Here is a 26736-nt window from a genome sequence, read left to right on the forward strand (position 1 = left end):
TTCGGTCCCGAAGGCGGCATGGAGTGGGCGCTTTTCCATCCGGCGCTTGTCAGGCCAAGCATAAGTCCGGTCGATACGGACGGCCTCTTCGTAGCCTCCCCAGCCAGAGCCGTCCAATCACTGGTCCAGCGCGAAGCTGGCTTGACTCTATGTGATTTGGAGTTTGATATATCAAACGTCAGATTTCAGATTTTGAGAATACCGGGACCACCTCGCGCATGACCTTGCATCAGAGTTCGCACCATCCCCTCCTCGGACAGTTGGCCGATCCGTCGCTGTTGCGGCAGCAGGCCTATATCGACGGCCAATGGGTCGATGCCGACGGCAAGGTGACGATCGCGGTGACCGATCCGGCCACCGATGCCGTCCTCGGCACGATCCCCGACATGGGCGCTGCCGAAACCCGCAGGGCCATCGCGGCGGCCGACCGGGTCCGCAAGGAATGGGCAGCCCTTGCCGCACGCGAGCGGTCCGCAATCCTGCGCCGCTGGTTCGAGCTGATGCTCGACAACGCCGAGGACCTGGCTCGAATCATGACGGCCGAGCAGGGCAAGCCACTCTCCGAAAGCCGTGGTGAGATTCGCTACGCGGCGTCCTTCGTCGAGTGGTATGCCGAAGAGGCCAAGCGCGTCTATGGCGACCTCATCCCGGCGCCCAAGGCGCAGTCGCGCATCATGGTGATGAAGCAGCCAGTCGGGGTGGTGGCCGCGGTCACGCCGTGGAATTTCCCCAGCGCGATGATCACCCGCAAATGTGCGCCTGCGCTCGCCGCCGGCTGTACCGTCGTGATCAAGCCCTCCGAGTTCACGCCCTATTCGGCGCTGGCCCTTGCCGAACTTGCCGCTCGCGCCGGAATTCCGGCCGGCGTGCTCAACATCGTCACCGGCGACGCCCAGGCGATTGGCGGCGAGATGACCGGCAATCCGATCGTGCGCAAGGTGAGCTTCACCGGCTCGACGCGCGTCGGCAAGCTCCTGATGCAGCAGTCCGGCGCCACCGTGAAGAAGGTGTCGATGGAGCTCGGCGGCAACGCGCCGGTCATCGTCTTTGCCGACGCCGACCTCGATGTCGCCGTGCACAACGTCATGGCCTCGAAGTTCCGCAACACCGGCCAAACCTGCATCTGCGCCAACCGCATCTATGTCGAGGACGCCATCCATGACGCCTTCATTGCCCGCTTCAAGGCGGCGGTCGAGGCGCTCAAGGTCGGCAATGGTTTCGAAGACGGGGTCGAGCAGGGGCCGCTGATCAACCCGGCGGCGCTGACCAAGGTCGAGAGTCACATCGCCGATGCCGTCGCGAGGGGCGGCAAGGTCGCCACCGGCGGCAAGGCGCATAGGCTCGGCGGCACCTTCTTCGAGCCGACCATCCTGACCGATGTCGACGACACCATGCTGTTCACCAAGGAAGAGACCTTTGGACCGGTGGCGCCGGTGTTCCGCTTCACCGACGAGGACGAGGTGATCGCTGCCGCCAACGCCACCTCGGCGGGGCTGGCCGCCTACATCTTCACCCGCGACCTCGACCGCATGTGGCGCGTCACCGAGGCGCTCGAGACGGGTATGGTCGGCGTCAACGAAGGCCTGATCTCCAACGAAGTGGCGCCGTTCGGCGGCATCAAGGAATCCGGCGTTGGCCGGGAGGGCTCCAAATACGGAATCGAGGAGTTCCTGAACCTCAAATATGTCTGCCTGACGCAGAACCCGCGTCGGGCGGCCTCCTAGGCTTCCGGCGGGTCGAAGGCACGGCCCGCTGCGAAAACCACCATCGCCAAACAACACAAGAGAGGGAATAAGATGACGTTTTCCTGGAGGATTCAGGGCCACGCCCTGGGGTGCCTGACGGCACTCGCCATGGCCGGTGCGATGCTCGCGCCGGTCGAGGCGCAGGCCGGCAAGGTGCTCGACAATATCAAGCAGAAAGGCAACCTCACCTGCGGCGTCGGCCAGGCCGTTCCGGGCTTCTCGGCGCCGGCCGCCAATGGCGAGCTCGCCGGCATCGACATCGACTACTGCAAGGCGATGGCTGCCGCGATCCTCGGCGACGCCAGCAAGGTCACCTACCGCCAGACCTCGTATTCCGAGCGTTTCGTTTTGCTCGCCTCGGGCGAGATCGACGTGCTGGCCCATGACACGACGACCACGCTGAACCGTGAAGGCGCTCAGAAGGCCCGCTTCACCTTCCCGAACTACTTCGACGGCTACACCTTCATGGTGCCCAAGTCGCTCGGCGTCGAAAGCCCTGACCAGTTGGCCGATGCCACAGTCTGCATCCTGCAGGGCTCGACCTTCGAGGTGAACACCGAGAACTTCTTCAAGTCGCGCGGCCTCAAATACACCCCGCTGGTGCTCGGCACCTGGGAGCAGCTCGACGCGGCCTTCTTTGGCGGTCGTTGCGACGCCTTCGGCGGTAACTACGGCAACCTTGCCGGTTCGCGCGTCGCCCATGGCAATGTCGATGACTATGTCATCTTCCCGAACTTCCTGACCCTCGAGCCCTATGCGCCTTCGGTCTACGGCGACGACGAGGAACTCTTCGTGATCGCCCGCTGGGTGATGGCAGCGCTGATAGAGACCGAACGTCTCGGCGTCACCCAGGCGAATGTCCAGGACATGGTCGCCAAGTCGTCCGATCCGGAGATCCAGCAGCTTCTGGGCGCCAAGCCGGGCAACGGCAAGGATCTCGGCCTGTCGGAAGACTGGGTGGTCAAGATCGTCTCGGCCGTCGGCAACTACGGCGAAAGCTTCGAGCGCAATCTCGGCAAGGGCTCGCCGATGAAGCTCGACCGCGGTCTCAACGATCTGTGGACCAAGGGCGGCCTCATGTTCGCGGCGCCGTTGAGATGATCAGTCGGGAACGTCTCCATGGTGTGACGTTTGTTGTGGCAGCCACCGCCGTCGTGGCGTGGCTGTCATACAACTTCTCTGCCAATCTGGCCGCCAAGGGCATCGTCATCGACTTCGGCTTCCTGCGCGAGGCAACGTCGTTCCCGATCGGCGAGTCGATCATCGCCTACAGCTCCGGCGACACCTATCTCAGGGCGTTGACTGCCGGGCTGCTCAATACCATCAGGCTGGCGCTCGCCAGCATCGTTTTGGCTTCCGTGTTCGGTGTGCTCGTCGGTCTGGCTGCCCGCATCGGCCATCCCCTGCTGACGCGGCTTGCCAAGGCCTATGTCGAATTTACCCGCAATGTGCCGCTGCTGCTGATCCTCGTGGTCTGCGCCACTGCCGTGCGCGCCCTGCCGAACCCGCGCCAAGCCTGGGCGCCGGTGGATGGCGTGATGCTTTCCAGCCGTGGCCTCTACATGCCGTTGCCCGTCTTCGCCGACGGCATGGCCTTGGCCATTGCAGCACTGGGGCTGGTCGTTGCGTCCTGGAGCGTCTGGTATCTGGCGCTGCGCAGCAAGAATGAGACCGGCATCTTCCCTGTTCTCGGCAAGCTTGGTCTGGCCGGCTGCGGCGCGGCGTTCATTGCGCTGTGCTTCTGGGCCGTCGCCATGACGACGCTCGACCGTCCGGCCCTTGTCGGCTTCAATTTCCGCGGCGGCTGGAGCGTGACGCCTGAATATCTGGCGATGCTGTTCGGCCTTGCCTTCTACACCTCCGGCTTCATCGCCGAGATCGTCCGCGGCAGCCTGGCGGCACTTCCCAAGGGCCAGTCGGAGGCGGCGGCCTCGCTGGGGCTGGGGTCGTTCCTGACACTCTGGCTGGTGTTGGCGCCGCAGGCGCTGCGGCTGATGCTGCCGCCACTGGCCAACCAGTATCTCAACCTGATCAAGAACACGACGCTTGCCGTGCTGATCGGCTATCCCGACCTGGTCTCCGTCGGCAACACGGCGCTCAACCAGACCGGCCGGGCCATCGAGACCGTGACCATCTATCTCCTGATCTATCTGTCGCTCAGCCTTGTGACCTCTGTCGTCATCCGCAGGCTGGAACGGCGCGCCCAATTGGTGAAGCTATGAGTGATGTCGCCATCGCCACGGTCGCCCGTGATCGTCCGACCTTCAAGGCTCGCCTGAGCCCCTATTTCAAGCCGTGGCCGCATGCCGCCATCACCGTGCTCGGTGTGCTGCTGCTCGGTTATGCGGCCCTGACGCTGCTCCGCTGGGCGGTGCTGGACGCCACCTTCGGCACCGCGACGCCCGACGAGTGCCGCGCCGCCGGCGGGGCGTGCTGGGCGATGCTGACCGAGCGCTACCACATCATTTTGTTCGGCAGCTATCCGGCCGGCGAGTACTGGCGTCCGGCGCTCGCCGTGGCTCTCGTCCTTTCCGTGCTGATTGCCAGCGGCTTCAGGCAGCTGTGGAAGCCGGCGCTCCTGTTCGCCTGGATCGCGGTGATGGTGGCGAGCCTTGTGCTGATGGCTGGCGGGGTGTTTGGCCTTGCCCCCGTTTCGACCAGCCGCTGGGGCGGCCTGCCGCTGACGGTCGGCCTGTCTGCCTTCGGCATCGTACTGGCGCTGCCGCTGTCGGTGCTGCTGGCGCTCGGGCGCCGCTCCAAGAGCAAGGTGGTGAAGCGCTTCTGCGACGCCTATGTCGAGGTCGTGCGCGGCTTGCCGCTGCTGGCTGTCCTGTTCGTCGCCTCGACGATGCTGCCGCTGCTGTTGCCTGGCGGCAGCATGATTGACACGATCCTGCGCGCCCAGATCGCCCTGATCCTGTTCCAGGCGGCCTATCTGGCCGAGGCGATCCGCTCCGGTCTTGAGGCGGTTCCGAGGGGGCAGACGGAAGCTGCGCAGAGCCTCGGCCTGCCGGATGGGCTGGTGTCGCGGCTGGTGGTTTTGCCGCAGGCGTTCCGAATCGCCCTGCCGGCGATCATCAACACCTTCATCGAGTCGATCAAGGACACCACGCTGATCAGCGTCATCGGCCTGATCGACGTGCTGGGTGGCGCACGCGGGGCTATTGCAGATGGCACCTGGATGGGCTTTTACCGTGAAGCATATCTGGCCGTCGGTCTCGCCTTCTTCGTGTTCTGCTATATCCTGTCGCTCCACTCGCGGCGGCTCGAGCAGGAATTTGCCAATGAACGCAGGTAACCGGCTCATGTCTTCAGCAGGAACGCCCAATGCTCGATGAACGCAGGCAGGTCTATAAATCTCTGGTTCAGGACACCCTGAACGAGCAGATCTACAGGCAGATCAAGGAAAAGCTGATCACCGGCGAGTTCCGTCCCGGCGACAGGCTGGTGCTACGCAAGCTGTCGGCGACACTGGGAACCAGCCCGGTACCGGTGCGCGATGCGCTGCAGAAGCTGGAGAGCATCGGCGCGCTGAGGTTGGAGCGGACCTTCTACGTGCCCAATCTGACGCCGGGCGAACTGGCCGAGATCCGCGACATCCGCGTGGCGCTCGAAGGCCTTTCCGCCGAGCGCGCCGCCGAGCATTCGTCTCCCGAGACGATGGTGCCGCTGACAAGCCACTTCAACGCCCTAGCCAAGGCGGCGAGCAATAATGACGCAAGCCTGTTCCTGCGCGCCAACGCTCGCTTCCATCTCGAGATCGCGCGCATGGCGAACTCGCCGATCCTGTTCGACATGATCGAGCCGCTGTGGCTGCGCATGGGGCCGTCGGTGCGCATGGCCAAGGCGCAGCCCGGCCGCCTCAAGGAGGCCATCCCGCCCCATGAGGAGGCGCTGCACGCCATTGCCGCGCATGACGGTGCAACCGCCAGGGCGGCAGTGCTTCAGGACATAGTCGGGTGCTTCGGCATCCTGGCCAACACTGGCGACGACCAGCCATGAGAACGCCGCCCGACTAACCGCCAACCCGGGCGATCCACAAAAGTTCATCGACCCGACCGCCTTCAGCACAGAGGGCGGCGATCCTGACGTGCGCCCTGCGGCAAGCCGCCAACGGGCCGAAAACAACCGGAGGTAACTTCATGTCCAGACCGAATTCCACCGCCACCCGCGACATCGCCCACCAACTCCACCCTTACACCAACGCCGTCCGCCATGCCGAGATCGGCCCGATCGTGATGGATCGCGGCGAGGGCATCTATGTCTTCGACGATCAGGGCAATCGCTACATCGAGGGCTTGGCAGGCCTGTGGAGCGTGGCTGTCGGCTTCGGCGAGAAGCGCCTGGTGGCGGCGGCGACGAAACAGCTCGACAAGCTGCCCTACTACCACACATTCGCCCACAAGTCGCACATGCCCTCGATCGAGCTCGCCGAGAAGCTCGCCGAGATGGCGCCCGAAGGCCTGTCGCATGTCTTCTTCACCAATTCAGGCTCGGAAGCCAATGACACCATCGTCAAGCTGGTCTGGTACTACAACAACGCGCTCGGCCGCCCGGCGAAGAAGAAGTTCCTGGCGCGCACCCAGGGCTATCATGGCGTCACCGTTGCCGCCGCCAGCCTGACCGGCCTGCCCAACAACCATCGCGACTTCGACCTGCCGGCGATCCCGGTCCGCCACCTGACCTGCCCCCATTTCTACCGCTTCGGCAAGCCGGGCGAGACAGAGGCGCAGTTCGTCGAGCGACTGGCTGCCGAGCTGGAAGCGGTGATTGCCGAAGAGGGCGCCGACACCATCGCCGCCTTCATCGGCGAGCCGCTGATGTCGGCAGGCGGCGTCATCCCAGCACCTGAAGGCTATTGGCAGAAGGTACAGGACATTTGCCGCCGCAACGATATCCTCGTCGTCGCCGACGAGGTCATCACCGGCTTCGGCCGCCTCGGCACGACCTTCGGCTCCGACTACTACGGCATCAAGCCGGACCTGATGACGCTGTCGAAGCAGATCACCTCGTCCTACCAGCCGCTGGCCGCCGTGATGATCTCGGACAACATCTTCAAGGCGGTAGCCGACAACAGCGGCAAGATCGGCACCTTCGGCCACGGCTACACTGCAACCGGCCACCCCGTCGCCACCGCCGTTGCCCTGGAAAATCTGGCGATCATCGAAGAGCGCAAGCTGGTCGAGAACGCCGCCGCCATGGGAGAAATCCTGCAGAAGCGGCTTGGCGCGCTTGCCGCGCACCCGCTGGTGGGCGAGGTGCGTGGCGCCGGCCTGATCGCCGGCGTCGAGCTGGTGGCCGACAAGGCCACCAAGGCGCGCTTCGAGGTGCCGGGCAAGGTAGGCGCCTATGTCTTCGCCAGGGCCCACCATCACGGCCTGATCGTCCGCAACATCCTGGACACGCTCGCCTTCTGCCCGCCGCTGATCATCACCGAAGAGCAGATCGAGACAATGGTGCAGGCGTTCGAGCGGACCCTGGACGATACCGCCGAGTGGATCGCCGCCGGCCAGCCGGCCTACTGAGGCGGCATGCCCGCATGACTTCGCCGATGCCGGCACCAAGCCGGCATCGGCCCCGCGCCCGGTACATGAACAGAGTGAGGAGGTTCTGATGGCGGCTGAGAATACGGTGAGGGCCGACGATCTCGAGGTCGATCGCGCCAAGATGCATATCTCGACGACGGATGTCGCCATCGACATCGTCGGCATGCACAAGTGGTATGGCGAGTTCAACGTTCTGAAGGACATCAACCTCAAGGTCATGCGCGGCGAGCGCATCGTCGTCTGCGGCCCGTCGGGCTCGGGCAAGTCGACCATGATCCGCTGCATCAACCGGCTGGAAGAGCACCAGAAGGGCAAGATCATCGTCGACGGCAAGGAACTGACCAACGATCTCAAGAAGATCGACGAGGTCCGCCGTGAAGTCGGCATGGTGTTCCAGCACTTCAACCTGTTCCCGCATCTGACGATCCTGGAGAACTGCACGCTGGCGCCGATCTGGGTGCGCAAGACGCCGAAGAAGCAGGCCGAGGAGCAGGCGATGCACTTCCTGCGCCGGGTCAAGATCCCCGAGCAGGCCAACAAATATCCCGGCCAGCTGTCGGGCGGCCAGCAGCAGCGCGTGGCGATCGCACGCTCGCTGTGCATGAACCCGCGCATCATGCTGTTCGACGAGCCGACCTCGGCGCTCGACCCGGAGATGATCAAGGAAGTGCTGGAGACCATGGTGGGCCTCGCCGAAGAGGGCATGACCATGCTGTGCGTCACCCACGAGATGGGCTTTGCCCGCAAGGTCGCCAACCGGGTGATCTTCATGGATCAGGGCCAGATCGTCGAGGAGAACACCCCGGCCGAGTTCTTCGACCATCCGCGCCACGAGCGCACAAAACTCTTCCTCAGCCAGATCCTGCATTAGGCGACACCAACCATGAGCGACAAGACCCTGAGAATCGCCGTCATCGCTGGCGACGGCATCGGCAAGGAAGTCGTGCCAGAAGGCCTGCGGGTGCTCGAGGCAGCGGCGTCGAAATTCAAGATCGACATCGGCTTCGATGTCTTCGACTTCGCCTCCTGCGACTACTACCTCAAGCACGGCACTATGCTGCCCGAGGACTGGAAGGCCCGGATCGGCGGCCATGACGCCATCTTCTTCGGCGCCGTCGGCTGGCCCAACACGGTGCCGGACCATGTTTCGCTGTGGGGCTCGCTGCTGCAGTTCCGGCGCGAGTTCGACCAGTATGTCAATTTGCGGCCGGTGCGGCTGATGCCTGGCGTCAGCTCGCCGCTGGCTGGCCGCAAGCCCGGCGACATCGACTTCTACATCGTGCGCGAAAACACGGAGGGCGAATATTCGTCGATCGGTGGCCGCATGTATCCCGGCACCGAGCGTGAGGTCGTCATCCAGGAAACGGTGATGAGCCGCATCGGTGTCGACCGCATCCTGCGCTATGCCTTCGACCTGGCCAAGCGCCGCGACGCCAGGCACCTGACCTCGGCGACCAAGTCGAACGGCATCTCGATCACCATGCCCTACTGGGACGAGCGCGTGGAAGAGATGGCAAGGCACTATCCCGACGTGCGCTGGGACAAGTATCACATCGACATCCTCGCCGCCCAGTTCGTGCTCAATCCCGACCGCTTCGACGTGGTGGTGGCATCGAACCTGTTCGGCGACATTCTCTCCGACCTGGGCCCGGCCTGCACTGGCACGATCGGCATAGCGCCTTCCGGCAACATCAACCCGGAGCGCAAATTCCCGTCGCTGTTCGAGCCGGTGCATGGCTCGGCGCCCGATATAGCCGGCAAAGGCATCGCCAATCCTGTCGGCCAGATCTGGACGGGCGCGATGATGCTCGAGCATCTCGGCCACCGCGATGCGGCCGATGCCATCGTCAGGGCCATCGAGGAGGTTCTCGCCAACGAGGCACTGCGCACCCGTGACCTCGGCGGCAAGGCAGACACCACAACCTGCGGCAAGGCAATTGCCGACGCCGTGTCGGGTTGAGCCACCAGACCAGCCGATAAACTCTCCGCGGAGCGCTGTCGCTTCGCGGAGAGGGATCACTTGGCCAGATTGAAGATATCAGTTTTGGGCGGAAGCCTTGACGCCGGTCAGCTCCAGGCTGGTCACCACGTCCCAGACGATTTCCTGCATACGCCTTGCAAGTTCGGCCGACGGCGCCTGTGCCGGCGTGCCGTCGGCGCGCAGAAGTTCGTGCGGCAGGCCCACAGGGCTCCTAGCATAGAGCACCGCATAATGGGTAAGCGCGACCAGATAGAGACCGAGGTCGCTGGCATGGATCTGGTCCTGCGTGCCATCGGCGGCGATCGCGAAGAGCCCTTGCCGATTCCGCAGGCCGCCAATGCCCTCCGGGCTCGCTTCCACTTCCGCGACGAGCCGGGCCATCACCTGGCCTGCCGGGATGAGATAGATGGGGCGTCCGGTGGCGCGCACCGAAGGCCAGAGCAGTGCGGCTTCCCACAGGTCTTTCAAGTCAGTCGGAAAACGCTTCAGCCAGTCCTTGGGTGCATCGAGCGCATGCCAGGTCTCGTAGAGATAGACCTTGATGTCGGGATTGCCGGCAAAAGCCGCCTCGGCCCATTTCGGTGCATAGCGAACGCTGTCGTGGTAGCGGATGGCATCGCGCAGATCGACCATCTCGGTCATGACGAACGCGTCGTATTCGCCGCTGGCCAATGCGGCCCGCGCATCCCGGTAGCGCGGGGTTGCGTTCTCCTTGGCAAAGCCGGCGATTCTTGTTTGCAGCTCCCAGTGGTCGCGCAGGGAGGTACCCCATCCGAGCTGCAGTTCATAACGATGGCCCGGGCCGGCAAGCTGCGCCAGCATGGCTGGCATGTCGCGGCCGACGAGACTGTGTCCGAGATGGAAAACCCGCTCCCCTCCGGAGGGAGGCTGGACCGGCTTGGCGTAGAGCGCCAGGAGATCGGGGTCGGGTGCGCTCGTGCCCTGTTTCAGGGATGGAAGAGCCACGCGAACTCCAAGGGCCACGGCAGCGACCAAGGCCCCGGCGGCAAGCAGGATGCCGCGCTTTCCCGCATTGAATATGGGCTTCTTCATCGCCAGACCGACAATTTCGATTGAACTTGCAGCCTTCGAGTTGTCTTCAAGCCTGTCTTACACAGCATGACCGGAAACAAATCGACATCAGGCCTTTCAGATCGGCTGAAGCTCAGCGGCGGCAGACTTGCAGGTTTCATATGGCGAAGCTCGAACAGCACGATTTTCTTCGATGAGGTCGCCTGCTATTTTAGAGTAACCTGCATGCCATTCATAGGACGGAAAAGGCTGCGGATTGGCGGGCAACCGGCCGATAGTCCGCAACCCTATGTTACTCCGGCTTCACATGGCGCGGGAAAGCCTGGGCTTCGGGGGCGTTGGCCCAGCTTTGCAGCGTCTGGCCGCCGTCGATCAGCCAGTCTACGCCGGTGATGTGGCGCGCTTCGTTCGAGGCGAGGAAGGCGACTGCTGCGGCCACGTCCTCGGGCTGGCCGATGCGGCGCAGCGGGATGCGGTCGGCAAAGCGCTGGATGCCCTGGAGGTAGCCGGCACGATCGGCGGCAGGCACGCCCAGCGTCGTTTCGATGACGCCGGGGCAGATGGCGTTGACGCGGATGCCCCAAGGCGCGGCGTCGAGGGCGGCGACCCGGGTGAGGCCGACAACGCCGTGCTTGGTCGAGGCATAGCCGGCCCCACCCGCAAGCACGTCCCAGCCGGCCATCGACGAGCCCATGTTGACGATCGAGCCTTCGATGCCCTGGTCGATCATTGCCTTCACGGAGGCCTTGAGCACCAGGAACATGCTGCGCAGGTTGATGCGCACGATCCGGTCCCAGTCCTCGACAGGCAGTTCGTGGACGGGTGCGACCTTGCCGGAGATGCCGGCGTTGTTGAACACCGCATCAAGGCTGCCGAAGGCGGCGACGGTCTTTGCCACTGCGTCATTGGCCTGTGTTTCGTCGGCGACGTCGGCGGTGATGGCAAGCGCGCGGTCGTCAAGGGCGGAAGCGACCTCCATGGCCCGGGCAGCGTCGAGATCGACGACCGCAACCTTTGCGCCTTCCTCCGCAAAACGGCGCACCGCTGCACTGCCGATGGCGCCGCCGCCGCCGGTGACCAGAACAACCTTGTTGTCGAAGCGCTTCATCGTCGTCTCCTGCTATTTGCCGTATGAGCGCCAGCTGTGGCGCGGCTTGAAACCGAGCGTTTCGCGGGCGTGGACATTGTCGATAACCGCGTCATGGCCGGTGAGCGGCCGCTTGAGCGGCGTGTTCGGGAAGGCGTGGAGGACCAGATCGGCGGTCGGCTCTTCCGAATAGGTGTCGGCTGCGCTGAGGAAGGTGCGCAAATGGCCTTCGCCGGTCCAGGTGAGTGCTTTGATGAAGGCCTCGGCGGCGTCGCGGGCGTCGAGATAGGCCCAGAGGTCGCGAGCCGAATCGGCAAGCTCGCGGCGGGGTCCGATGCTGCCAAAGAAGCTTTGCGGTGTCTGGATCCACGGCATGCGCAGGCTGATGGCCGAAAACGCGCCGCGCCGCACGGCAGCTTCCACGATCTCCTCACCCAGCCATTTCGACAGGCCGTAGGCGTCCTGCGCGCCGATGGGATGATCCTGGTCGACTGGCAAGTAGGTGGGAGCGACGAAATTCTCGGCGAAGGGATAGCCGAGCACGCTGAAGGACGAGGCGTAGACAAGGCGGGTGGCGCGCGACAGCGCCGCTGCCTCGATGACGTTGTAGGCAATCGCCATGTTGGTGCGGAACACCTCGGCCGGCGCCTTGCCCAGCGGACGCGGAATGGCGGCGATATGGACCACCGCATCGCAGTCGCGGATCAACTGCAGGGTCAGCCCGAGATCGGTGAGGTCGGCGCTGACATGTGCCCAACTGCCCGATGCCGGCGGTATGGCGTCGATTCCGAGCACCTCGTGGCCGGCGTCCACCATGGCCCCGGCGACATGGCTGCCGAGCAGTCCGCTCGATCCGGTGACGACGATTTTCATCAGGGGCTCCTCTCGTCTGGCCGTGAATATTGTTTGTAGTCAAACAATCGGACACCGCAATCCGGCCCGCTTGTCAAGGTGTTGTTGGCGCCGTCGAGGCCCGTCAGCTTGATGCGCTTTGGCCTGCCGCCGCAACCGCCGCTGGGTGGGATCATCGGACGTCGCGCCATCTGCCGAGCCTGTCGTTTGGCGCGATAGTCGCTGGTCCGATCCGCTATCAGGCTCTAACGTCTTGTTCGCGAATGATCTTCTCCGAAAATAGCGGTTCCAGCGCCCGAGAATCGTGCTCTACTGTGACAAGTTGCTGCCAGAGGATTGACTTGGACGTCGCCACGGTTTTTTGTATGACCACCAACAATCGGCAATCTGCCGGGGAGGTAGGATCATGACATTGGACAGCTTCTCGTCGCACAGGCAGGACGGCGGCATCGCGCTCGACCCCAAGCGGGCGGCCGTCATCGTCGTCGACATGGTCAACGACTTTTGCAAGCCCGGCGGGGCAATGGTGCTGCCCGGATACGAGACGCTGGTCGCACCGCAGCTCGCCGTCATCGAGGCTGCCCGCGCTGCTGGCGCACCGGTCATCTGGGTGCACGATGCGCACCGCCGCAACATGCGCCGCGACCGCGAATGGGTGAAGCGCACGCCGCATTGCGTCGAAGGCACCTGGGGTGTCGAGATCATTGATGACCTCGGCGCCCGCGACGACGAGATTCACGTCATCAAGCGGCGCTACTCGTCCTTCTTCCAGACCGACCTCGACATGACGCTGAAGGACATGATGGTCGACCAGTTGATCGTCTTCGGCGTGGTCACCAACATCTGCGTGCGCTCCACCGTGCATGACGCCTTCTTCAACGGCTACGAGGTCGTGGTGCCGGCTGACTGCTGTGCCGCCACCGGCCCGCGCGAGCAGGAAAGCACGCTTTACGACATCTCGACCCATTTCGGCGTGGTCAGCGATGCTGCCGCTGTGGTGAAGGCGTTCCGCGAAGGCGCCTATGTCGAGAACACAAGCATCGCCGCGTGACCGGGCCGCAAGCCAGGGTCCGGGGTTTCAAGCCTGGAGTTGAAAGCACGCCGTGACAACCCTCGACGAAGCCCAGAAGTCCAAGATCAAGTCGAGCGGCGACGAGCCGCTGAGCCGCGAGGAAGCGATGGCGCTCTATGCCGATACCGGCTACGACCTTGACGTCCACCCCGCTCACGTCGTGCGCCGCGCCCACCAGCGCGCCACCTTGTGCTTCCAGCAGGTGATGGCCGGCGAGGACCTGTCGCCGACGCAGTTCGCCGCACTGGCCACCGTGCTGCGCCATGGCGAGGTGTCGCAGAACCATCTCGGCCGCATGACGGCGATGGATCCCTCGACCATCAGCCTGGTGGTGCGCAAGCTGCTGAAGCAGGGGCTGATCAAGCGCAGCCCCTCGCAGACTGACCAGCGGCTGGCGATCATCGCCCTGACCGACGAGGGCGTGCGCTACACGCTGGAGCGACTCGAGCGCAGCGTCGAGGTCGGCCAGCGCCTTCTGTCGCCGCTGTCGGCGGCCGAACAGGTGACCCTGCTCAGGCTGCTCCAGCGCATCAGCGGCGACGAACCCGGCGCCGAAGGCAAATGACCGGCTAGCACACCGAAACACCCCCTCCGAAGCGCGCGTTTTTGCCGGCCGGCGGCCGGAGCGCCTGCTTCATGCCCGAGACTACGCAAGGAACGCACGCGATGGCGCATGACCCGCAAACCAAGGATGCCAAGGGAAAACTGGTCATCCGCAATATCGGCCTGCTGCTGAGTGGCGATATCGCCCGGCCGATCCTCGATGCCGATGCGATCGTGGTTCTGGATGGCCGCATCGCAGCCGTCGGCAAGGCTGTAGATCTCGACCTCGCCAATGCCGACAGTGTCATCGACGCGCAGGGCTGTGTCGTCACACCTGGTCTCATCGACAACCATGTCCACACGGTCGCCGGCGACTGGACGCCGCGCCAGAACCAGATCGGCTGGATCGATTCGACGCTGCATGGCGGCGTCACCACCATCATCTCCGCCGGCGAGGCGCATTACCCCGGCCGTCCCAAGGATATTGTGGGCATCAAGGCGCTCGCCATCGCGGCCCAGCGCAGCTTCGCCAATTTCCGCCCCAGCGGCATGAAGATCATCGCCGGCGCGCCGGTGCTCGAGCCTGAAATGACCGAGGACGATTTCCGCGAACTCGCCGAGGCCGGCGTTACGCTGATCGGCGAAGTCGGGCTCGGTGGGGTCAAGGACGGCCCCACCGGTCGCCGGATGATCGCCTGGGCGCGCAAATATGGAATGACCTCGATGACCCATACCGGCGGCCCGTCGATCCCGGGTTCAGGCCGCATCGGCGCCGACGTCGTGCTCGAGGTAGATGCCGACGTGGTGGCGCACATCAATGGCGGCCCGACGGCGTTGCCCGACGATGAGATTCGCCGCATCTGCGAGGAAAGTCCGCGCGGCCTCGAAATCGTTCACAACGGCAACCTGCGCACCGGCCTATTCGTGCTCGGCATCGCCAAGCAGCGCGACATCCTCGACCGCGTCATCCTCGGTACCGACGGCCCGGCCGGCTCGGGCGTGCAGCCGCTCGGCATCCTCAGGACCATCTGTCATCTCGCTTCGCTCGGCGACGTGCCGACCGAAGTCGCCTTCTGCTTCGCCACCGGCAACACGGCACGTGTGCGCAATCTCGACGATCGCGGCCTCATCGAGGCCGGCCGTGCAGCCGACCTGGTGTTCATGGACCAGGCGGCCGGCGGCATCGGCAAGGATTTCCTCGAGAGCCTTGCGCTCGGCAACCTGCCCGGCATCGGCATGATCATGGTCGACGGCATCGTCCGCACCGCCCGCAGCCGCAACACTCCGCCGGCGATTCGCGTGCCCGAGATCGTCGCGTCCTGATTTGGCCGCGGCGACGCCGCAAAACCCGGCTGCAAGCGCCGATCGCGATATTCGCGACGGCGTACATACTGCCTGTTTCGCTGGAGACCGGCACAGGATAGACTTTGCCGCGTGGGCACCGTCCTGCTGATTCAAACAACAAAGCGCATCAAATCTGCCGGCACCGTCCGGAGAGTGATCGCGACTTTGCAATCAGAGGCTCTGCGATGAACGATATCGCCGATCACGGTGTCCGGTTCGGACGAATTGCCGCCATGCTGCCCGTAAAGGACATGGGCAAGGCCCATGACTTTTACACCAAGGTTCTCGGCTTCACGAAAATCTTCGAAAACGGAAGTCCCGTCGGCTTCATGATCCTGAAGCGCGACCAGGGTGAGTTGCATCTGACGCTGCAGCCCGGCCACAAGGCCGCGCATTTCAATGTTGCCCACCTGATGGTGGACGATGTCGATGCCCTGCATGCGGTTTGCAAGGAACATGGGCTGAGGATCATCAAGGGCCTTCAGGACAAGGACTATGGCCTGCGAGCGTTCGTATTCGAGGACCCGGATGGAAACCGTATCGACGTAGGCCAGGCGATCTAGAGCCTGCCTCGGAAGCCGGGCGGACTGTGTCCGTCCGGCTTTTTGCCCATTGGAACTCTGCCTATTGGAACAGGGGGCCTCAGTTCACGCCGTCGATGCCGACGACCTTGTCCTTGGTCAGGCCGCCGACGCGTGGATGGGGGCGACCCGAATCGGTGACGGCGATCGCCACCACGATCTCGTTGTCGCGCGGAGCGTCGGGGATGCGCACTTCCATACCGTCGAAGTGGCTGCGGACCTTGGCGGCGTCCTTGTGGCCCAATGGAATGTCGAGCGCTATGCCCATGCCGCCGCGCTTCTTGGATGACGGAATAAGCGCCGCACCCTTGCCGAGGATGGTGCGGAACGGCGCGCCGAGCTTCGGATGTAAGATCGCTGCCGCATGCTCCAGCTCGCCCTCGGCGCCGACGGCCGCCGCCTTGCCGAAGCTCTCGACCTGGTCGCCCGGAATGCCGAGTGCTGCGACGGCGCGGCGCGGCAGGATGTCGCCCAGCTCCTCGCCGATCGCCATGAGTTCCGCGAGATCGTCGGCATATTTGCCGGCATAGGGGTTGGTGATGACGGCAACGGCTGCGGCCCGCCTGGTCGGCGGATCGACCGGCTTGCCGCCTTCGTCGCGGACCTCCTCAACGACGGTGATGATTCGGCGGATCAGGGCGCTCATCGCAGTCCGTCCTCGCCTTTGATGTCCTTGGCGTCGAGGCCGCCGGCGCGGGCATGCACGCGCGCGCCTGTCGTCATGGCCAGCACCAGCACCAGCTCGTTGGCGCGCGGCGCGTCGTTGATGCCGACTTCGATGGCGTCGAAATGGCTGCGGACATAGGAGGCGTTGACGTGGGTGACCGGGATGTCGATGCGGGCGCCGGGACCGCCGACCTTCTTGCTCGACGGTACGATGGCCTTGGCGCCGCCGAGGGCTTCGCGCATAGCGTAGCCGCCGGGATTGTGCCACAGCGCGCCGTGTTCGAGCTCGCCGCCGCCGCCGACGATCGAGCCCTTGCCATAGCCTTCGATGGCAGAGGCATCGCCGCCGAGCGCGGCAAGCAGCTTGGTGGCCATCTCGACGCCGAGCGGCTTCAGATCTTCCATGAAGGGCTGGATGTCCTCGACATAGCGGCCGGCATAGGGGTTGGCGACCACCGCCATCACCGTGCCGCGCTTCACCGGTTCGGCCCGCACCGGCCCGCCCTCATGAAAAATTTCCTCGACCTGTACGACCAACTTCCTGACGACAACGTCCGGCATCGACTGCTCCATTCCGGTGGGCTGAAAACTTGTTAGAGTATCAACAATTATCCATCCGCCGTTTTTGTCAAGCAGGATGCGTGAAACCGCCGCCGCGGCGATTGTTCACAGCGATTTCGGACGTTCGCTGGCCGATTGACAGTTCGTTGGACCGCCCATAAAGTCATATGACCACCAACAAGTTTTGGGCGTCGAGGAGAGAGGCCCTTTGCTGGTGATGCTTCACATCGGGGAGTTGAGATGAAGAGCGTATTCCGTAAATGCATTATCGCCGGCGCGGCCCTTGCTGCTTCGCTCGGCTCGGCCGCAGCCCAGGACAAGGTGTCCGTGGCGGCGATCTCCGGCTACTTCGCGCAGGGCTTCGGCATTTCGATCGTCAACGGCCTCAACAAGGCCAAGGACGAGTTCGGCATCGATCTCAAGCTCGTCGACACCGGCAACCGCGCGCTCGATTATGAAGAGCAGTTCGCCAACCTCGCCAAGGGCGGCCAGTACGACCTGATCTTCGTCATGGGCTGGGAACTGGTCGATGCGCTGACCAAGGCCAGCGAAGCCTATCCGAACCAGCGCTTCGTCTTCATCGATGGCGTGCTCGATTCGAAGAAGATCGTCTACGCCAACTTCGCTGAGGAGCAGGGTTCCTTCGTTGCCGGCGCGCTCGCCGGCATGGTCGAGAACCAGGGCAGCGCCTTCGACAAGATCGGCGACGGCAAGGCCATCGGCTTCGTCGGCGGCCGCGACATCCCCGTCATCCGCAACTTCCTCGGCGGCTACGAGCAGGGCTCGAAATATGCCGCGCCTGAAGTCAAGGTGAACTCGGTCTTCGCCGGTACCTTCGACGATCCGGCGAAGGGCAGCGAGCTGGCGTTGGCGCTCTATGGCCAGGGCACAGATATCGTCTACAACGTCGCCGGCCCGACGGGCGAAGGCGTGATGCAGGCGAGCGCCGCCGCCGACAAGTACTCGATCGGCGTCGACATCGACATGTGCAGCTCTGCCCCTGGCAACGTGCTCGCCTCGATGCTGAAGCGCGGCGACGTCGCCGTCTACAGCCTGATCAAGAGCGAAGTCGAAGGCAAGAAGGTCGAGGCAGGCAGCACCCACACCTTCGACCTCGCCTCTGGCGGCGTCGAGGTGAAGGTCTGCGACGACATCGCCATCCCGGACGAGGTGACCGCCAAGCTTGACGAGATCAAGAAGGGCATCACCGACGGCTCGATCAAGGTCGAGCGCCACAAGTAAGGCGCAGCCTTGATTCCGGAAGCCGGCCCCCCGGCTTCCGGAGCTAATCTTTTCCCAAAAATCAGGTAGAGATGGGTCGGCTCCCGCCAGTGCGGGGCGGATCGGACTCAAGCTGCGAGGCAATCGTGTCGGACACGTCGCCAGCCAGGACGGAAGATAAGGCAGCAACTGCCGAAACTGCCGTCGAATTGATCGGCATCACCAAGCGTTTCGGCGCCTTCGTCGCCAATGAAGACGTCAATCTTTCCGTCAGGCGCGGCGAGATCCACGCCATCATCGGCGAGAACGGCGCCGGCAAGACGACGCTGATGAACATCCTCTTCGGCCTGTTGCAGCCCGACGAAGGCAAGATCGTTCTCAACGGCAAGGAAACGGTCGTTGCCGACCCGGCCACCGCGATCGATGCCGGGCTCGGCATGGTGCACCAGCACTTCAAGCTGGTGCCGTCTCTATCGGTCGCCGAGAACGTGTTCCTTGGCATGGAAATCCGCCGCAACGGCCTGATCGACCACACCGCCCAGATCGAGAAGACGCGCGAGCTGTCCGAGCGCTTCGGCCTCAAGGTCGACCCGGAAGAGCGCGTGTCGCTGCTGTCGGTCGGCATCGAGCAGCGCATCGAAATCCTGAAGGTGCTGGCGCGGGGTGCCCGCACCATTATCCTCGACGAGCCGACAGCGGTGCTGACCCCGCAGGAGAGCCGCGAGCTGTTCCAGACGCTGCGCGGCTTCGTCGCCGGCGGCATGACGGTCATCTTCATCTCGCATCACCTCGAGGAGGTGATGGAAGTGTCTGACACGGTGACCGTGCTGCGCCATGGCAAGCATGTCGCAACCCGCCCGACGACAGAGCTGACCAAGGGCGACATGGTCCGCATGATGGTGGGCCGCGACGTCAGCTTCGATCGCCGTCCGCGCGAGAAGGTTTCAGGCGAGATCGTTCTCGACGTCAACAACCTCTGGGCTCGCGATGACCGCCGCCTGCCGGCGCTGCGCGATGCGAGCTTCACGGTTCGCGCCGGCGAGATTGTCGGCATCGCCGGTGTCGCCGGCAACGGCCAGACCGAGCTGGCGGAAGTGCTGTCCGGCCTGCGCCCGGCAAGCCATGGCTCGGCCAGGCTCAAAGGCAGCGAGCTCACCGATTTGTCGCCGGCCGAAATCCGCGATGCGGGCTTCGCTCATGTGCCCGGCGACCGGTTGGTGCGCGGCGTCGACGGCAGCGCCTCGATTTCGTCCAATCTTCTGATGGGCCGCCAGTCCAAGGCGCCGTGGAGCCGCAACGGCGTGCTCGACTGGCGCGCCGCCGCCAGCCGGGCGGTCGAGATGATCAAGCGCTTCGACATCCGTGCCCGCGGTCCCGAGGACACGGTCAAGCGGCTGTCGGGCGGCAACATCCAGAAGGTGGTGCTGGCGCGCGAATTCACCAATGAGGCGGACTTCCTGCTCATCGACCAGCCGACGCGCGGCGTCGACATCGGCGCGCAGGAATCCATTCACGACGAGATCATGCGCCAGCGTGCCGCCGGCCGCGCCGTGCTCGTCATTTCGGTGCAGCTCGACGAACTGCTCACTCTGGCCGACCGCATCCTGGTGATGTTCAACGGTCGCATCATGGGCGAGGTCGACGGCGACAGCGCCGACAGCGAAAGGATCGGCATGATGATGGCAGGCCTGGAAGTTGACGCCGCGACCGGCGAGGTGGCGGCATGAGCGACAGACTGCGCGCATTCTATGGCCAGATCATTGCCGTGGCGATTGCGCTTGCGCTCGGCGCGGTGATCATCGTGCTGATCGACGAAAGCCCGGTCAAGGTGCTCATGACGTTGCTCAAGGGTGCGTTCGGCGACCAGTCCAAGATCGCCGGCACGCTGTTGCAGACGACGCCGATCCTGATCTGCGGCATTGCCGCCTGCATCGGCCTGCGCGGCGGCATGTTCAATGTCGGCATCGAGGGCCAGCTTTTCCTCGGCGGTTTCGCCGCTGCCTGGGTCGGCTTCGCCCTGCCGCTGCCGGCCGGCCTGCATGTCGTGGTCGGCATGGCCGTGGCTGTGCTCGCAGGTGCCGCCTGGGTCGCGATCCCGGCCTATTTTCGCGCCCGCTATAACACCAACGAGGTGGTCTCGACCATCCTGTCGAACTACGTCGCTGTGCTGCTGACCTCCTATTTCACCATCTTCCTGTTCAAACGTCCCGGCGGCTGGTCGGAGACCCCGCCGATCCTGCCCACGGCCTACCTGCCCGAGCTGTTTTCCTTCTCGCGCCTCAACTGGGGCCTTGTCATCGGCCTGGCGCTGGCGCTCTTCGTCGCCTGGTTCTTCCGCTACACCGCCAAGGGTTACTCGATCTCGATGGTCGGCTCGGCGCCGAAATTCGCCGAATATGGCGGCATCGACGTCAAGCGCCAGGGCTTCCTCGTGCTGCTGGCCTCGGGCGCTGTCGGCGGCCTTGCCGGCGGCATTGAGACGCTCGGCGTCCACCACCGCTTCATGGAGGGTTTCGCGCCAGGCTTCGGCTTCGATGGCCTCATTGCGGCGCTGCTCGCCAACGGCTCACCCATCGGCACCATCGTGACCGCGCTGTTCTTCGGCGCCTTGCGCAGCGGTTCGCTGCTGCTTGAGACCGACACCAACGCATCGCGTGAAATCATCACCGTCATCCAGGCCCTGATTATCCTCAGTGTCTCGGCGCAGGTCTTGATGAAGCGCCGCGGCGACAGCACCGCAGGAGAGCGTCGATGGAAGTTCTAGGCAGCCTGTTCAACGTCGCGCTGTTGGTCGCGACGCTGCGGATGACGGCACCCATCCTGCTCGTCGCGCTCGGTGGATCGTTCACCACAAAGGCCGGCATCTTCAACATCGGACTCGAGGGCCAGATGCTGGTCGGCGCTTTCTTTGCCGTGCTCGGCTCGATCTGGTCGGGCTCGGCGCTGGTCGGCGTCGCCTGCGGCGTGGCGGCGGCGCTCGTCTTTGCCCTCGCATTTGCTGTGCTGGTAGTCAGCTTCCGCGCCAATGAGGTGGTCGTCGGACTGGCGCTTAACATCCTCGCCGGGGGCATGACCATTTCGCTGATGAAGGCGATCTTCGGCACGCGCGGCTCGATCGTCGGTCAGGGTATCGTCGGGCTGCCCAAGGTACAGATCCCCGGCGCCCGCGACCTGCTCGGCTCCTGGGCACCGCTGATCAACGGCTTCACGCCGATGGTCTATCTCGCCTTCATCGCGGTGCCGCTGCTGGTGGTGCTCTATAAGCGCACCCGTCTCGGCCTCTATATCCGCGTCGTCGGCGAAAAGCCCGAGGCAGCCGAAGCGTTGGGCATCTCCATCACCCGGGTGCGCTACACCGCCTCGCTGCTGTGCGGCCTGCTGGCCGGCCTTGCCGGTGCGCATCTGTCGCTCGGCTACATCACCATGTTCACCGAGAACATGTCGTCGGGACGCGGCTTCATGGCCGTTGCCATCCTGATCTTCTCGGCCGGCGATCCGCTCAAGGTGCTGGCGGGTTGCCTGCTGTTCGGTTTTGCCGACGCCTTCTCGCTGCGCCTCCAGACCTTCGGTTTCCCCTCCTACCTGATCCTGGCGGTGCCCTATCTGGTGGCGCTGGTGGCGCTGTTTGCGTTGTCCTACCGCAGCCGGCCGAAGATCATCCGCGAAACACTGGAGAGCATGAAGAAGCTGCTCTCCGTCGAGAACAAGCCGGCTGGGACCGGCACCAACTGACGCTGAAGGATCGCATCAAGACCATGGAACGCATTATCCTCGACGTGGATTCGGCTGGCGACGACATTCTCGCCGTGCTGTTTGCCGCGGCCAATCCGAACGTGAAGCTGGAGGCAGTGACCACCTGCACCGGTGCTGCCGGTCCCATCGAGCAGGTCACCAATGTCGTGCTCAACACGCTGTCGCTTGCCAATCGCGACGACATTCCTGTCTATGCCGGCGCTTGGCGGCCGATCGTCGGCCATTCCAAGGCGGCGATGGAAGCGCCTGTTCACTTCGAAAAGACGCTCACCGCCCGCTTCGGCGACCGCCTGAAGAAATTCAACCCGCCGGCTCCGACGCCAAGGCGCCAGGCGAACCCCGGCCACGCCGTCGATTTCATCATCAAGACCGTGATGGCCAGTCCGGGCGAGATCACGCTCGTCACCACCGGCCCGCTGACCAATGCGGCGATGGCGCTGCTGCAGGAGCCGAAGATCGCCGGTGCGCTGAAGCGCCTGATCGTGCTCGGCGGTACCTTCACCACTCCGGGCAACATCACGCCTGTGACCGAATACAACGTCTGGGCCGATCCCGAGGCGTCGCGCATCGTGCTCAACGCCGAGGTCGACAAGATCCTGGTGCCGCTCGACATCTGCGAGGACAACCGCGTCGCCACCTCCATGCTGACGCGTGACGACATTGCCGACATGCAGGCAAGGGCCGAGAACAATCCGGTTCTCGACATGATCGCCGACGTGTTCCCGATCTACATCGACATCTGGCGCGAATTCTTCGGTCTCGTCGGTTTCCCGCTCGACGACGTCATCACTGTCGCGCTGGCCTTCGACCCCGAACTCGCGACGCTGACCGAGCCGCTGTTCGTCGACGTGCTGATCGATGGCACCGTCTCGCGCGGCCAGACGGTCGCTTACCGCGGCTTCCAGATCCTGCCCGGCGGCGGCCCCAAGACCACGCGCATCGGCATCGACCTCGACGGTCGCCGCTTCCTCGACATGTTCAAAGAAACCATCGCGCGCTTCGACCTGGCGGCGGAGTGAAGAGTGACATCATGACAGCTACACCCATTCTCTTCGACTGCGATCCCGGCCACGACGACGCCATCGCACTCGTCATGGCGCATCGTTCGCCTGCCATCGATCTGCTCGGCGTCACCACCACCTGCGGCAATGCCGAGCTGGAGAAGACCACCACCAACGCCCTGCGCATCCTCGAATACATAGGCGCCGGCGACGTGCCGGTCGCGGCCGGCTGCCATCGCCCGCTGGCACGGCCGCTGGTGCTCGGCACCGCTGACGGCCCGAGCGGCCTCGAAGGCTCCCCTTATCTGCCGCAGGCGACCATCAAGCCTGTCGACCAGCATGCGGTCGACTTCCTTGCCGAGAAGCTGCTGGCATCGCCCGAGCCGCTGCTCGTCGTCGCCACCGGCCCGCTCTGCAACATCGGCCTCCTGATTCTCAAGCACCCCGAGGTGCTGCCCAAGATCAAGGAGCTGATCTGGATGGGCGGCGTGTTCTACCGCAAGAGCGAGATCATCACGCCGACCGAATTCAACGCCTTCTGCGACCCGGAGGCACTGAAGATCGTGCTCGATTCCGGCGTACCCATCCTAATGGTCGGCCTTGACGTCACCATGCAGGTGCTGGTCGAGGAAGAGCAGTATGCCGAGCTCGCCACCATCGACACGCCGCTGGGCAAGCTGGTCAACGACTGGCTACTGTTCTACGAGAAGCTGCACCGCAACTCGATGGGCGTCGGCGGCGCCATGCACGATCCGCTGGCCCTTGCGCTGGCGATTGATCCGACGCTGGTCAAGACCCGGCCGGCACATATTGCCGTGGACCTGACGGGCACCCATACCTTCGGCGCGACGGTTGCCGACTATTGGGGCGAACGTGGCGAGAAGGACAACGCCCGCATTGCCTACGAAGTCGATGCCGACCGTTTCTTCAAGCTCATGTTCGATCTTCTGAGGGATTGAACGCAGCGTCGAACGTTGAAGGAGGGCGGCGGCGCTTACTTGGCGCCAGCCGCCGCCCGTTTCGTCAATTCGAAGCCTTGGCTTCCGAAACCAGGACCGGGTCACTGCGGTAGCTGCCGGGGAAAAGCCGCTTGAGATTCTCGATCTTCGGCAGGTCGTTGTAGACGATGTAAGGATAGGTCGGGTTCAGGGCGAGGAAGTCCTGATGGTATCCCTCCGCGGGATAGAATGCATGTCCCGGCTCCACCTTCGTGGCAATGGCCCGGTCGAAGGTCTTGGCCCCATCCAACTGGGCAATATAGGCTTTCGCGACCATCGCCTGCTCGGCAGTCACGGGGAAAATCGCCGAGCGGTACTGCGTGCCGCTGTCAGGTCCCTGGCGGTTGAGCTGGGTCGGATCGTGCGCAACCGAGAAATAGATCTGCAGGATCTGCCCGTAGCTGATCTTGCGCGGGTCGAAGGTGATCTTGACCGATTCGGCATGACCGGTCGATCCGGTGCCGACAGTCTCATATTGCGCCGTCTGCTTGTCGCCGCCGGCATAGCCTGAAACCGCATTGCGGACGCCAGTCACGTGCTGGAACACGCCCTGCACCCCCCAGAAGCAGCCGCCGGCCAGTACTGCCGTTTCCGAACTGCCATTTGCCGGCTCGTCCAAGGCAGGCGCCGGAATGGCGATGCCCTCCTCCGCCTTGGCGGGGGCAAGCAGGAGCGCGAGGCCTCCCGCCATACCCAGCAGGACAATGCGGCTGGCGTTGTTACTCCATGCGGTTGAAAGCAGCTTGAGCATTGGACACTCCCTGATCTTCAGCCGATGCCGGGTCGGATCGGCACGCTGGCGAACCCCTGGCTTCGGTGGGTACAGCAGAGAATACGCAACGTGGCCGGCAATTGTTGCGCCGGCATGCTGCGCCTCACGGGCAAGTGAACGCGCCGTGTCAGCCCATTGGCGTCGCCAGCGCTCTCAGGCCGCGCCGCGATGCCAGCGCAGCGACATACAGGACAGGCCGGCGTCGATCTTGCCGATCTCGGTCGTCTTCAGCGGCATGACGGTGTAGCCGAGCCGGTCGAGCATCTCGATGGTGCGCGGATAGTCCGAGCCGACCATCACCACGCCGTTGACGCGCAGCGCATTCGCTGCCGGTTCTTCGCCTGCCGGGATGGTCACCTGCCGGAAACCATTGAATACGCCCGAGCGGCCCAGCCTTTCGGTGGTCAGCATCGTCTCGTCGTCGAGCAGCGAGCAATCGGTCTTGAAATGCAGCACGCCTTCGGGCGTCTGCACGATCTCGCCCTTGCGTCCAAGACGCTCGAGCCTCGAGATCAGCCCTTCTGCGCCGGCGCGGTCGGTGCGGGCCGACAGGCCGATCATCACGCCTTTGGGCGTCGTCAGCACGTCGCCGCCGTCGGCGTAGCCCGGTGAGGGCAGGTCGAGCACAGTGTCGAACATCGCCTTCAGCGTCGGCGTGATCTCTGCGGTTTCCTTGACCCGCGTCTCGGCGCCGGGCCGGAGCAGGACAGCACCCTCCGGGAAAACGAGCGCCGGGTCTTCGACGAAGATCGAATCTGGAAACGCTTCCAGCGCCGGCAGCACAGTCACCTCGACGCCAGCCGCCCGCATCGCCGCGATATAGGCCGCATGCTCAGCTCTCACGCCCTCATATGTCGGATTGCCGCGGTCGTCGGCGCGCAGGCCGTTGACCACCGAGCGTGCCGGCTCGCGCACGATCGCCGCGTTGAATTCGTAAACGGCTGGCTTCGATGTCATGTCGGTTGGCTCGTACTCGGAGTGGCGGGCAGGTTTGCCTCAACCTGCCCGAATTGGCGGGGCCTGTCGACGGGCAGGTCATGGTCCAGATATGGCGACAGCACCCTCGCGCGCTATTGACCTCTCGCGCGCCGAAACTCGCTTGGCGACTGGCCTGATATGCGCCGGAAGTCTCGGCTGAAATGGTAGGGATCGGCATAGCCGGAACTCAAGGCCACTGCTGATATCTTGGCGTCTGTGGAGGTCAAAAGCCGCTTGGCGAGGTTCATGCGCTCGTGGCGAATCCAGTCCATTGGTGTGGTGCCCGTCTTCTGGCGGAACTGCCTGTGCAACTGCGAGGCGCTGAGACTGGAGATGTCGGCCATGTCTTCGATCTGCCAGTTGCGGGCGATGTCGGCCCGGAGCGCCCGCATCAGCCGCTGGAGGCGCTCGCCGCTGTCTTCCTCCTGCTCGCCGCGCTCGGCAACCAGAAGTGCCACCAACTGGCTGACTATGGCGCTCGACAGCGCGTCGGTGGTTTGGCTGCGATGGGCAAGCTTGGAAAGCGCCTGCTCGAACAGCGGCTCGGCTGGGCTGGAGCTTGCGAAGACCGGCTGTTGTCCGACACGCAGGAAGGCGAACACCGCGTCGAGGCCATGGCCATCGATGCTCATCCAGAGGTAGTTCCAATGGTCGGCGTCAGCGTTGCAGCCATGGGCATATTGCATCGCCGTGTCGAGCCAGACGACGCTGCCGGCCTGGGCGGCAAAGCGCTGTCCGGCAACCTCGATCAGGCCGCGGCCGGACAGGGAAAGAATCAGCGTGTGGTGGTGGAAGCGGCGCGTCACCAGCCCGTCCTCGGCGGTGAAGCGCGTGCGCCCGGCAACGAGGATCTTGTAAGGATAGGCCTCCGCATGCCGGCCTGGCGTGTGAAACAGGATCTCGTCACGATGGTCTTCGGTCATTTTTGCGCAGGCCGGTCAGCTCGTCCGTTGCTGGCGTTGTAGCGGCATGCCCACGACGATGCGAGTTTTATCCATCAAGG

26 protein-coding genes are annotated in these 26736 nt (G+C 64.3%); 18 read left to right on the top strand and 8 right to left on the bottom strand.

The genetic code is table 11. From position 1 onward, the window contains the following. Positions 1-218 precede the first annotated feature (218 nt). The 8 genes from B015_RS0125745 (at position 219) to B015_RS0125780 (ending at position 9251) form a co-directional block, all read left to right on the top strand. Positions 219-1724: an NAD-dependent succinate-semialdehyde dehydrogenase gene (locus B015_RS0125745; protein ID WP_018430645.1), complete on the top strand. Its 1506-nt coding sequence runs from the start codon at positions 219-221 to the stop codon at positions 1722-1724. A 72-nt stretch (positions 1725-1796) separates the two neighbouring features. Next, complete coding sequence (locus B015_RS0125750; RefSeq protein WP_018430646.1) at positions 1797-2846, top strand: transporter substrate-binding domain-containing protein; 1050 nt, start codon at positions 1797-1799, stop codon at positions 2844-2846. 23 nt (positions 2847-2869) lie between these two features. After that, positions 2870-3967 carry an ABC transporter permease subunit gene (locus tag B015_RS0125755; protein WP_018430647.1) on the top strand — a complete coding sequence of 366 codons (1098 nt, stop codon included), beginning with the start codon at positions 2870-2872 and terminating at the stop codon, positions 3965-3967. Beyond that, complete coding sequence (locus B015_RS0125760) at positions 3964-5043, top strand: amino acid ABC transporter permease (RefSeq protein ID WP_018430648.1); 1080 nt, start codon at positions 3964-3966, stop codon at positions 5041-5043. The genes B015_RS0125755 and B015_RS0125760 overlap by 4 nt, the downstream gene beginning before the upstream one ends. 29 nt (positions 5044-5072) lie before the next feature. Then, positions 5073-5747 carry a GntR family transcriptional regulator gene (locus B015_RS31590; protein ID WP_018430649.1) on the top strand — a complete coding sequence of 225 codons (675 nt, stop codon included), beginning with the start codon at positions 5073-5075 and terminating at the stop codon, positions 5745-5747. Between the two features lie 140 nt (positions 5748-5887). Further along, positions 5888-7270, top strand: a complete 1383-nt coding sequence (locus tag B015_RS0125770; protein WP_018430650.1) for an aspartate aminotransferase family protein — start codon at positions 5888-5890, stop codon at positions 7268-7270. Between the two features lie 88 nt (positions 7271-7358). After that, positions 7359-8162, top strand: coding sequence for an amino acid ABC transporter ATP-binding protein (locus tag B015_RS0125775; protein ID WP_018430651.1), 804 nt, complete (start codon positions 7359-7361; stop codon positions 8160-8162). Positions 8163-8174: 12 nt separating this feature from the next. After that, entirely contained in the window at positions 8175-9251 is a 1077-nt protein-coding gene (locus tag B015_RS0125780) for a tartrate dehydrogenase (protein WP_018430652.1), read from the top strand. Positions 9252-9329: 78 nt separating this feature from the next. Here the strand turns inward: B015_RS0125780 and B015_RS0125785 are convergent, their stop codons facing one another. From B015_RS0125785 to B015_RS0125795, 3 genes are all read right to left on the bottom strand, one after another. Then, the gene (locus B015_RS0125785; protein WP_198292880.1) at positions 9330-10238 is read right to left on the bottom strand and encodes a hypothetical protein; all 909 of its coding nucleotides are present in this window, start codon (positions 10236-10238) and stop codon (positions 9330-9332) included. Between the two features lie 358 nt (positions 10239-10596). Then, positions 10597-11412 carry an SDR family NAD(P)-dependent oxidoreductase gene (locus B015_RS0125790; protein WP_018430654.1) on the bottom strand — a complete coding sequence of 272 codons (816 nt, stop codon included), beginning with the start codon at positions 11410-11412 and terminating at the stop codon, positions 10597-10599. A gap of 12 nt (positions 11413-11424) precedes the next feature. Beyond that, on the bottom strand, positions 11425-12264 hold the full coding sequence (locus B015_RS0125795; RefSeq protein ID WP_018430655.1) for an NAD(P)-dependent oxidoreductase: 840 nt from the start codon (positions 12262-12264) through the stop codon (positions 11425-11427). A gap of 385 nt (positions 12265-12649) precedes the next feature. Here B015_RS0125795 and B015_RS0125805 point away from each other — a divergent pair, with 385 nt between their 5' ends. From B015_RS0125805 to B015_RS0125820, 4 genes are all read left to right on the top strand, one after another. Then, positions 12650-13294, top strand: a complete 645-nt coding sequence (locus tag B015_RS0125805) for an isochorismatase family cysteine hydrolase (RefSeq protein ID WP_018430656.1) — start codon at positions 12650-12652, stop codon at positions 13292-13294. Positions 13295-13346: 52 nt separating this feature from the next. Then, complete coding sequence (locus B015_RS0125810) at positions 13347-13880, top strand: MarR family transcriptional regulator (protein ID WP_018430657.1); 534 nt, start codon at positions 13347-13349, stop codon at positions 13878-13880. 101 nt (positions 13881-13981) lie between these two features. Further along, positions 13982-15181, top strand: a complete 1200-nt coding sequence (locus B015_RS0125815) for an amidohydrolase family protein (RefSeq protein WP_018430658.1) — start codon at positions 13982-13984, stop codon at positions 15179-15181. 206 nt (positions 15182-15387) lie between these two features. After that, on the top strand, positions 15388-15765 hold the full coding sequence (locus tag B015_RS0125820) for a glyoxalase superfamily protein (RefSeq protein ID WP_018430659.1): 378 nt from the start codon (positions 15388-15390) through the stop codon (positions 15763-15765). 79 nt (positions 15766-15844) lie between these two features. Here B015_RS0125820 and B015_RS0125825 read toward each other — a convergent pair whose 3' ends face one another. Together B015_RS0125825 and B015_RS0125830 are read right to left on the bottom strand one after the other, a co-directional pair. After that, positions 15845-16429: an amino acid synthesis family protein gene (locus B015_RS0125825; protein WP_018430660.1), complete on the bottom strand. Its 585-nt coding sequence runs from the start codon at positions 16427-16429 to the stop codon at positions 15845-15847. Next, a complete protein-coding gene (locus tag B015_RS0125830) occupies positions 16426-17010 on the bottom strand; it encodes an amino acid synthesis family protein (RefSeq protein WP_026227736.1) in 585 nt (194 codons plus the stop codon). The genes B015_RS0125825 and B015_RS0125830 overlap by 4 nt, the downstream gene beginning before the upstream one ends. A 240-nt stretch (positions 17011-17250) precedes the next feature. Between B015_RS0125830 and B015_RS0125835 the strand changes: the two genes are divergently transcribed. The 6 genes from B015_RS0125835 to B015_RS0125860 all read left to right on the top strand — a co-directional run bounded on the left by B015_RS0125835 (position 17251) and on the right by B015_RS0125860 (position 23944). Next, entirely contained in the window at positions 17251-18252 is a 1002-nt protein-coding gene (locus B015_RS0125835) for a BMP family ABC transporter substrate-binding protein (RefSeq protein WP_018430662.1), read from the top strand. Positions 18253-18377: 125 nt separating this feature from the next. Beyond that, entirely contained in the window at positions 18378-19958 is a 1581-nt protein-coding gene (locus B015_RS0125840) for an ABC transporter ATP-binding protein (RefSeq protein WP_018430663.1), read from the top strand. Further along, on the top strand, positions 19955-20995 hold the full coding sequence (locus tag B015_RS0125845; RefSeq protein ID WP_018430664.1) for an ABC transporter permease: 1041 nt from the start codon (positions 19955-19957) through the stop codon (positions 20993-20995). The genes B015_RS0125840 and B015_RS0125845 overlap by 4 nt, the downstream gene beginning before the upstream one ends. Then, a complete protein-coding gene (locus B015_RS0125850) occupies positions 20983-21963 on the top strand; it encodes an ABC transporter permease (RefSeq protein ID WP_018430665.1) in 981 nt (326 codons plus the stop codon). The genes B015_RS0125845 and B015_RS0125850 overlap by 13 nt, the downstream gene beginning before the upstream one ends. A gap of 23 nt (positions 21964-21986) precedes the next feature. Beyond that, positions 21987-23003, top strand: coding sequence for a nucleoside hydrolase (locus B015_RS0125855; protein WP_018430666.1), 1017 nt, complete (start codon positions 21987-21989; stop codon positions 23001-23003). A gap of 11 nt (positions 23004-23014) precedes the next feature. After that, a complete protein-coding gene (locus tag B015_RS0125860) occupies positions 23015-23944 on the top strand; it encodes a nucleoside hydrolase (RefSeq protein WP_245262277.1) in 930 nt (309 codons plus the stop codon). Positions 23945-24008: 64 nt separating this feature from the next. On the opposite strand, the gene msrA is transcribed toward B015_RS0125860, so the two are convergent. The 3 genes from msrA to B015_RS0125875 form a co-directional block, all read right to left on the bottom strand. Further along, entirely contained in the window at positions 24009-24674 is a 666-nt protein-coding gene (msrA, locus tag B015_RS0125865; RefSeq protein ID WP_245262364.1) for a peptide-methionine (S)-S-oxide reductase MsrA, read from the bottom strand. A gap of 234 nt (positions 24675-24908) precedes the next feature. Next, complete coding sequence (locus B015_RS0125870) at positions 24909-25712, bottom strand: arginine deiminase family protein (protein ID WP_018430669.1); 804 nt, start codon at positions 25710-25712, stop codon at positions 24909-24911. Positions 25713-25825: 113 nt separating this feature from the next. Further along, the gene (locus tag B015_RS0125875) at positions 25826-26656 is read right to left on the bottom strand and encodes an AraC family transcriptional regulator (RefSeq protein ID WP_018430670.1); all 831 of its coding nucleotides are present in this window, start codon (positions 26654-26656) and stop codon (positions 25826-25828) included. Positions 26657-26736: the final 80 nt, after the last annotated feature.

Source organism: Hoeflea sp. 108, from assembly GCF_000372965.1.
Lineage (GTDB): Bacteria > Pseudomonadota > Alphaproteobacteria > Rhizobiales > Rhizobiaceae > Aminobacter.

Excerpts from the sequence above, each read along its gene's own strand:
- B015_RS0125795 (WP_018430655.1), bottom strand. The coding sequence starts at position 12,264 with ATGAAAATCGTCGTCACCGGATCGAGCGGACTGCTCGGCAGCCATGTC.
- msrA (WP_245262364.1), bottom strand. The coding sequence starts at position 24,674 with ATGGCGGGAGGCCTCGCGCTCCTGCTTGCCCCCGCCAAGGCGGAGGAG.
- B015_RS0125875 (WP_018430670.1), bottom strand. The coding sequence starts at position 26,656 with ATGACCGAAGACCATCGTGACGAGATCCTGTTTCACACGCCAGGCCGG.
- B015_RS0125760 (WP_018430648.1), top strand. The coding sequence starts at position 3,964 with ATGAGTGATGTCGCCATCGCCACGGTCGCCCGTGATCGTCCGACCTTC.
- B015_RS0125830 (WP_026227736.1), bottom strand. The coding sequence starts at position 17,010 with ATGCCGGACGTTGTCGTCAGGAAGTTGGTCGTACAGGTCGAGGAAATT.
- B015_RS0125860 (WP_245262277.1), top strand. The coding sequence starts at position 23,015 with ATGACAGCTACACCCATTCTCTTCGACTGCGATCCCGGCCACGACGAC.
- B015_RS0125820 (WP_018430659.1), top strand. The coding sequence starts at position 15,388 with ATGAACGATATCGCCGATCACGGTGTCCGGTTCGGACGAATTGCCGCC.
- B015_RS0125790 (WP_018430654.1), bottom strand. The coding sequence starts at position 11,412 with ATGAAGCGCTTCGACAACAAGGTTGTTCTGGTCACCGGCGGCGGCGGC.
- B015_RS0125845 (WP_018430664.1), top strand. The coding sequence starts at position 19,955 with ATGAGCGACAGACTGCGCGCATTCTATGGCCAGATCATTGCCGTGGCG.
- B015_RS0125825 (WP_018430660.1), bottom strand. The coding sequence starts at position 16,429 with ATGAGCGCCCTGATCCGCCGAATCATCACCGTCGTTGAGGAGGTCCGC.
- B015_RS0125870 (WP_018430669.1), bottom strand. The coding sequence starts at position 25,712 with ATGACATCGAAGCCAGCCGTTTACGAATTCAACGCGGCGATCGTGCGC.
- B015_RS0125770 (WP_018430650.1), top strand. The coding sequence starts at position 5,888 with ATGTCCAGACCGAATTCCACCGCCACCCGCGACATCGCCCACCAACTC.
- B015_RS0125815 (WP_018430658.1), top strand. The coding sequence starts at position 13,982 with ATGGCGCATGACCCGCAAACCAAGGATGCCAAGGGAAAACTGGTCATC.
- B015_RS0125835 (WP_018430662.1), top strand. The coding sequence starts at position 17,251 with ATGAAGAGCGTATTCCGTAAATGCATTATCGCCGGCGCGGCCCTTGCT.
- B015_RS0125780 (WP_018430652.1), top strand. The coding sequence starts at position 8,175 with ATGAGCGACAAGACCCTGAGAATCGCCGTCATCGCTGGCGACGGCATC.
- B015_RS0125750 (WP_018430646.1), top strand. The coding sequence starts at position 1,797 with ATGACGTTTTCCTGGAGGATTCAGGGCCACGCCCTGGGGTGCCTGACG.
- B015_RS31590 (WP_018430649.1), top strand. The coding sequence starts at position 5,073 with ATGCTCGATGAACGCAGGCAGGTCTATAAATCTCTGGTTCAGGACACC.
- B015_RS0125855 (WP_018430666.1), top strand. The coding sequence starts at position 21,987 with ATGGAACGCATTATCCTCGACGTGGATTCGGCTGGCGACGACATTCTC.
- B015_RS0125850 (WP_018430665.1), top strand. The coding sequence starts at position 20,983 with ATGGAAGTTCTAGGCAGCCTGTTCAACGTCGCGCTGTTGGTCGCGACG.
- B015_RS0125745 (WP_018430645.1), top strand. The coding sequence starts at position 219 with ATGACCTTGCATCAGAGTTCGCACCATCCCCTCCTCGGACAGTTGGCC.
- B015_RS0125805 (WP_018430656.1), top strand. The coding sequence starts at position 12,650 with ATGACATTGGACAGCTTCTCGTCGCACAGGCAGGACGGCGGCATCGCG.
- B015_RS0125775 (WP_018430651.1), top strand. The coding sequence starts at position 7,359 with ATGGCGGCTGAGAATACGGTGAGGGCCGACGATCTCGAGGTCGATCGC.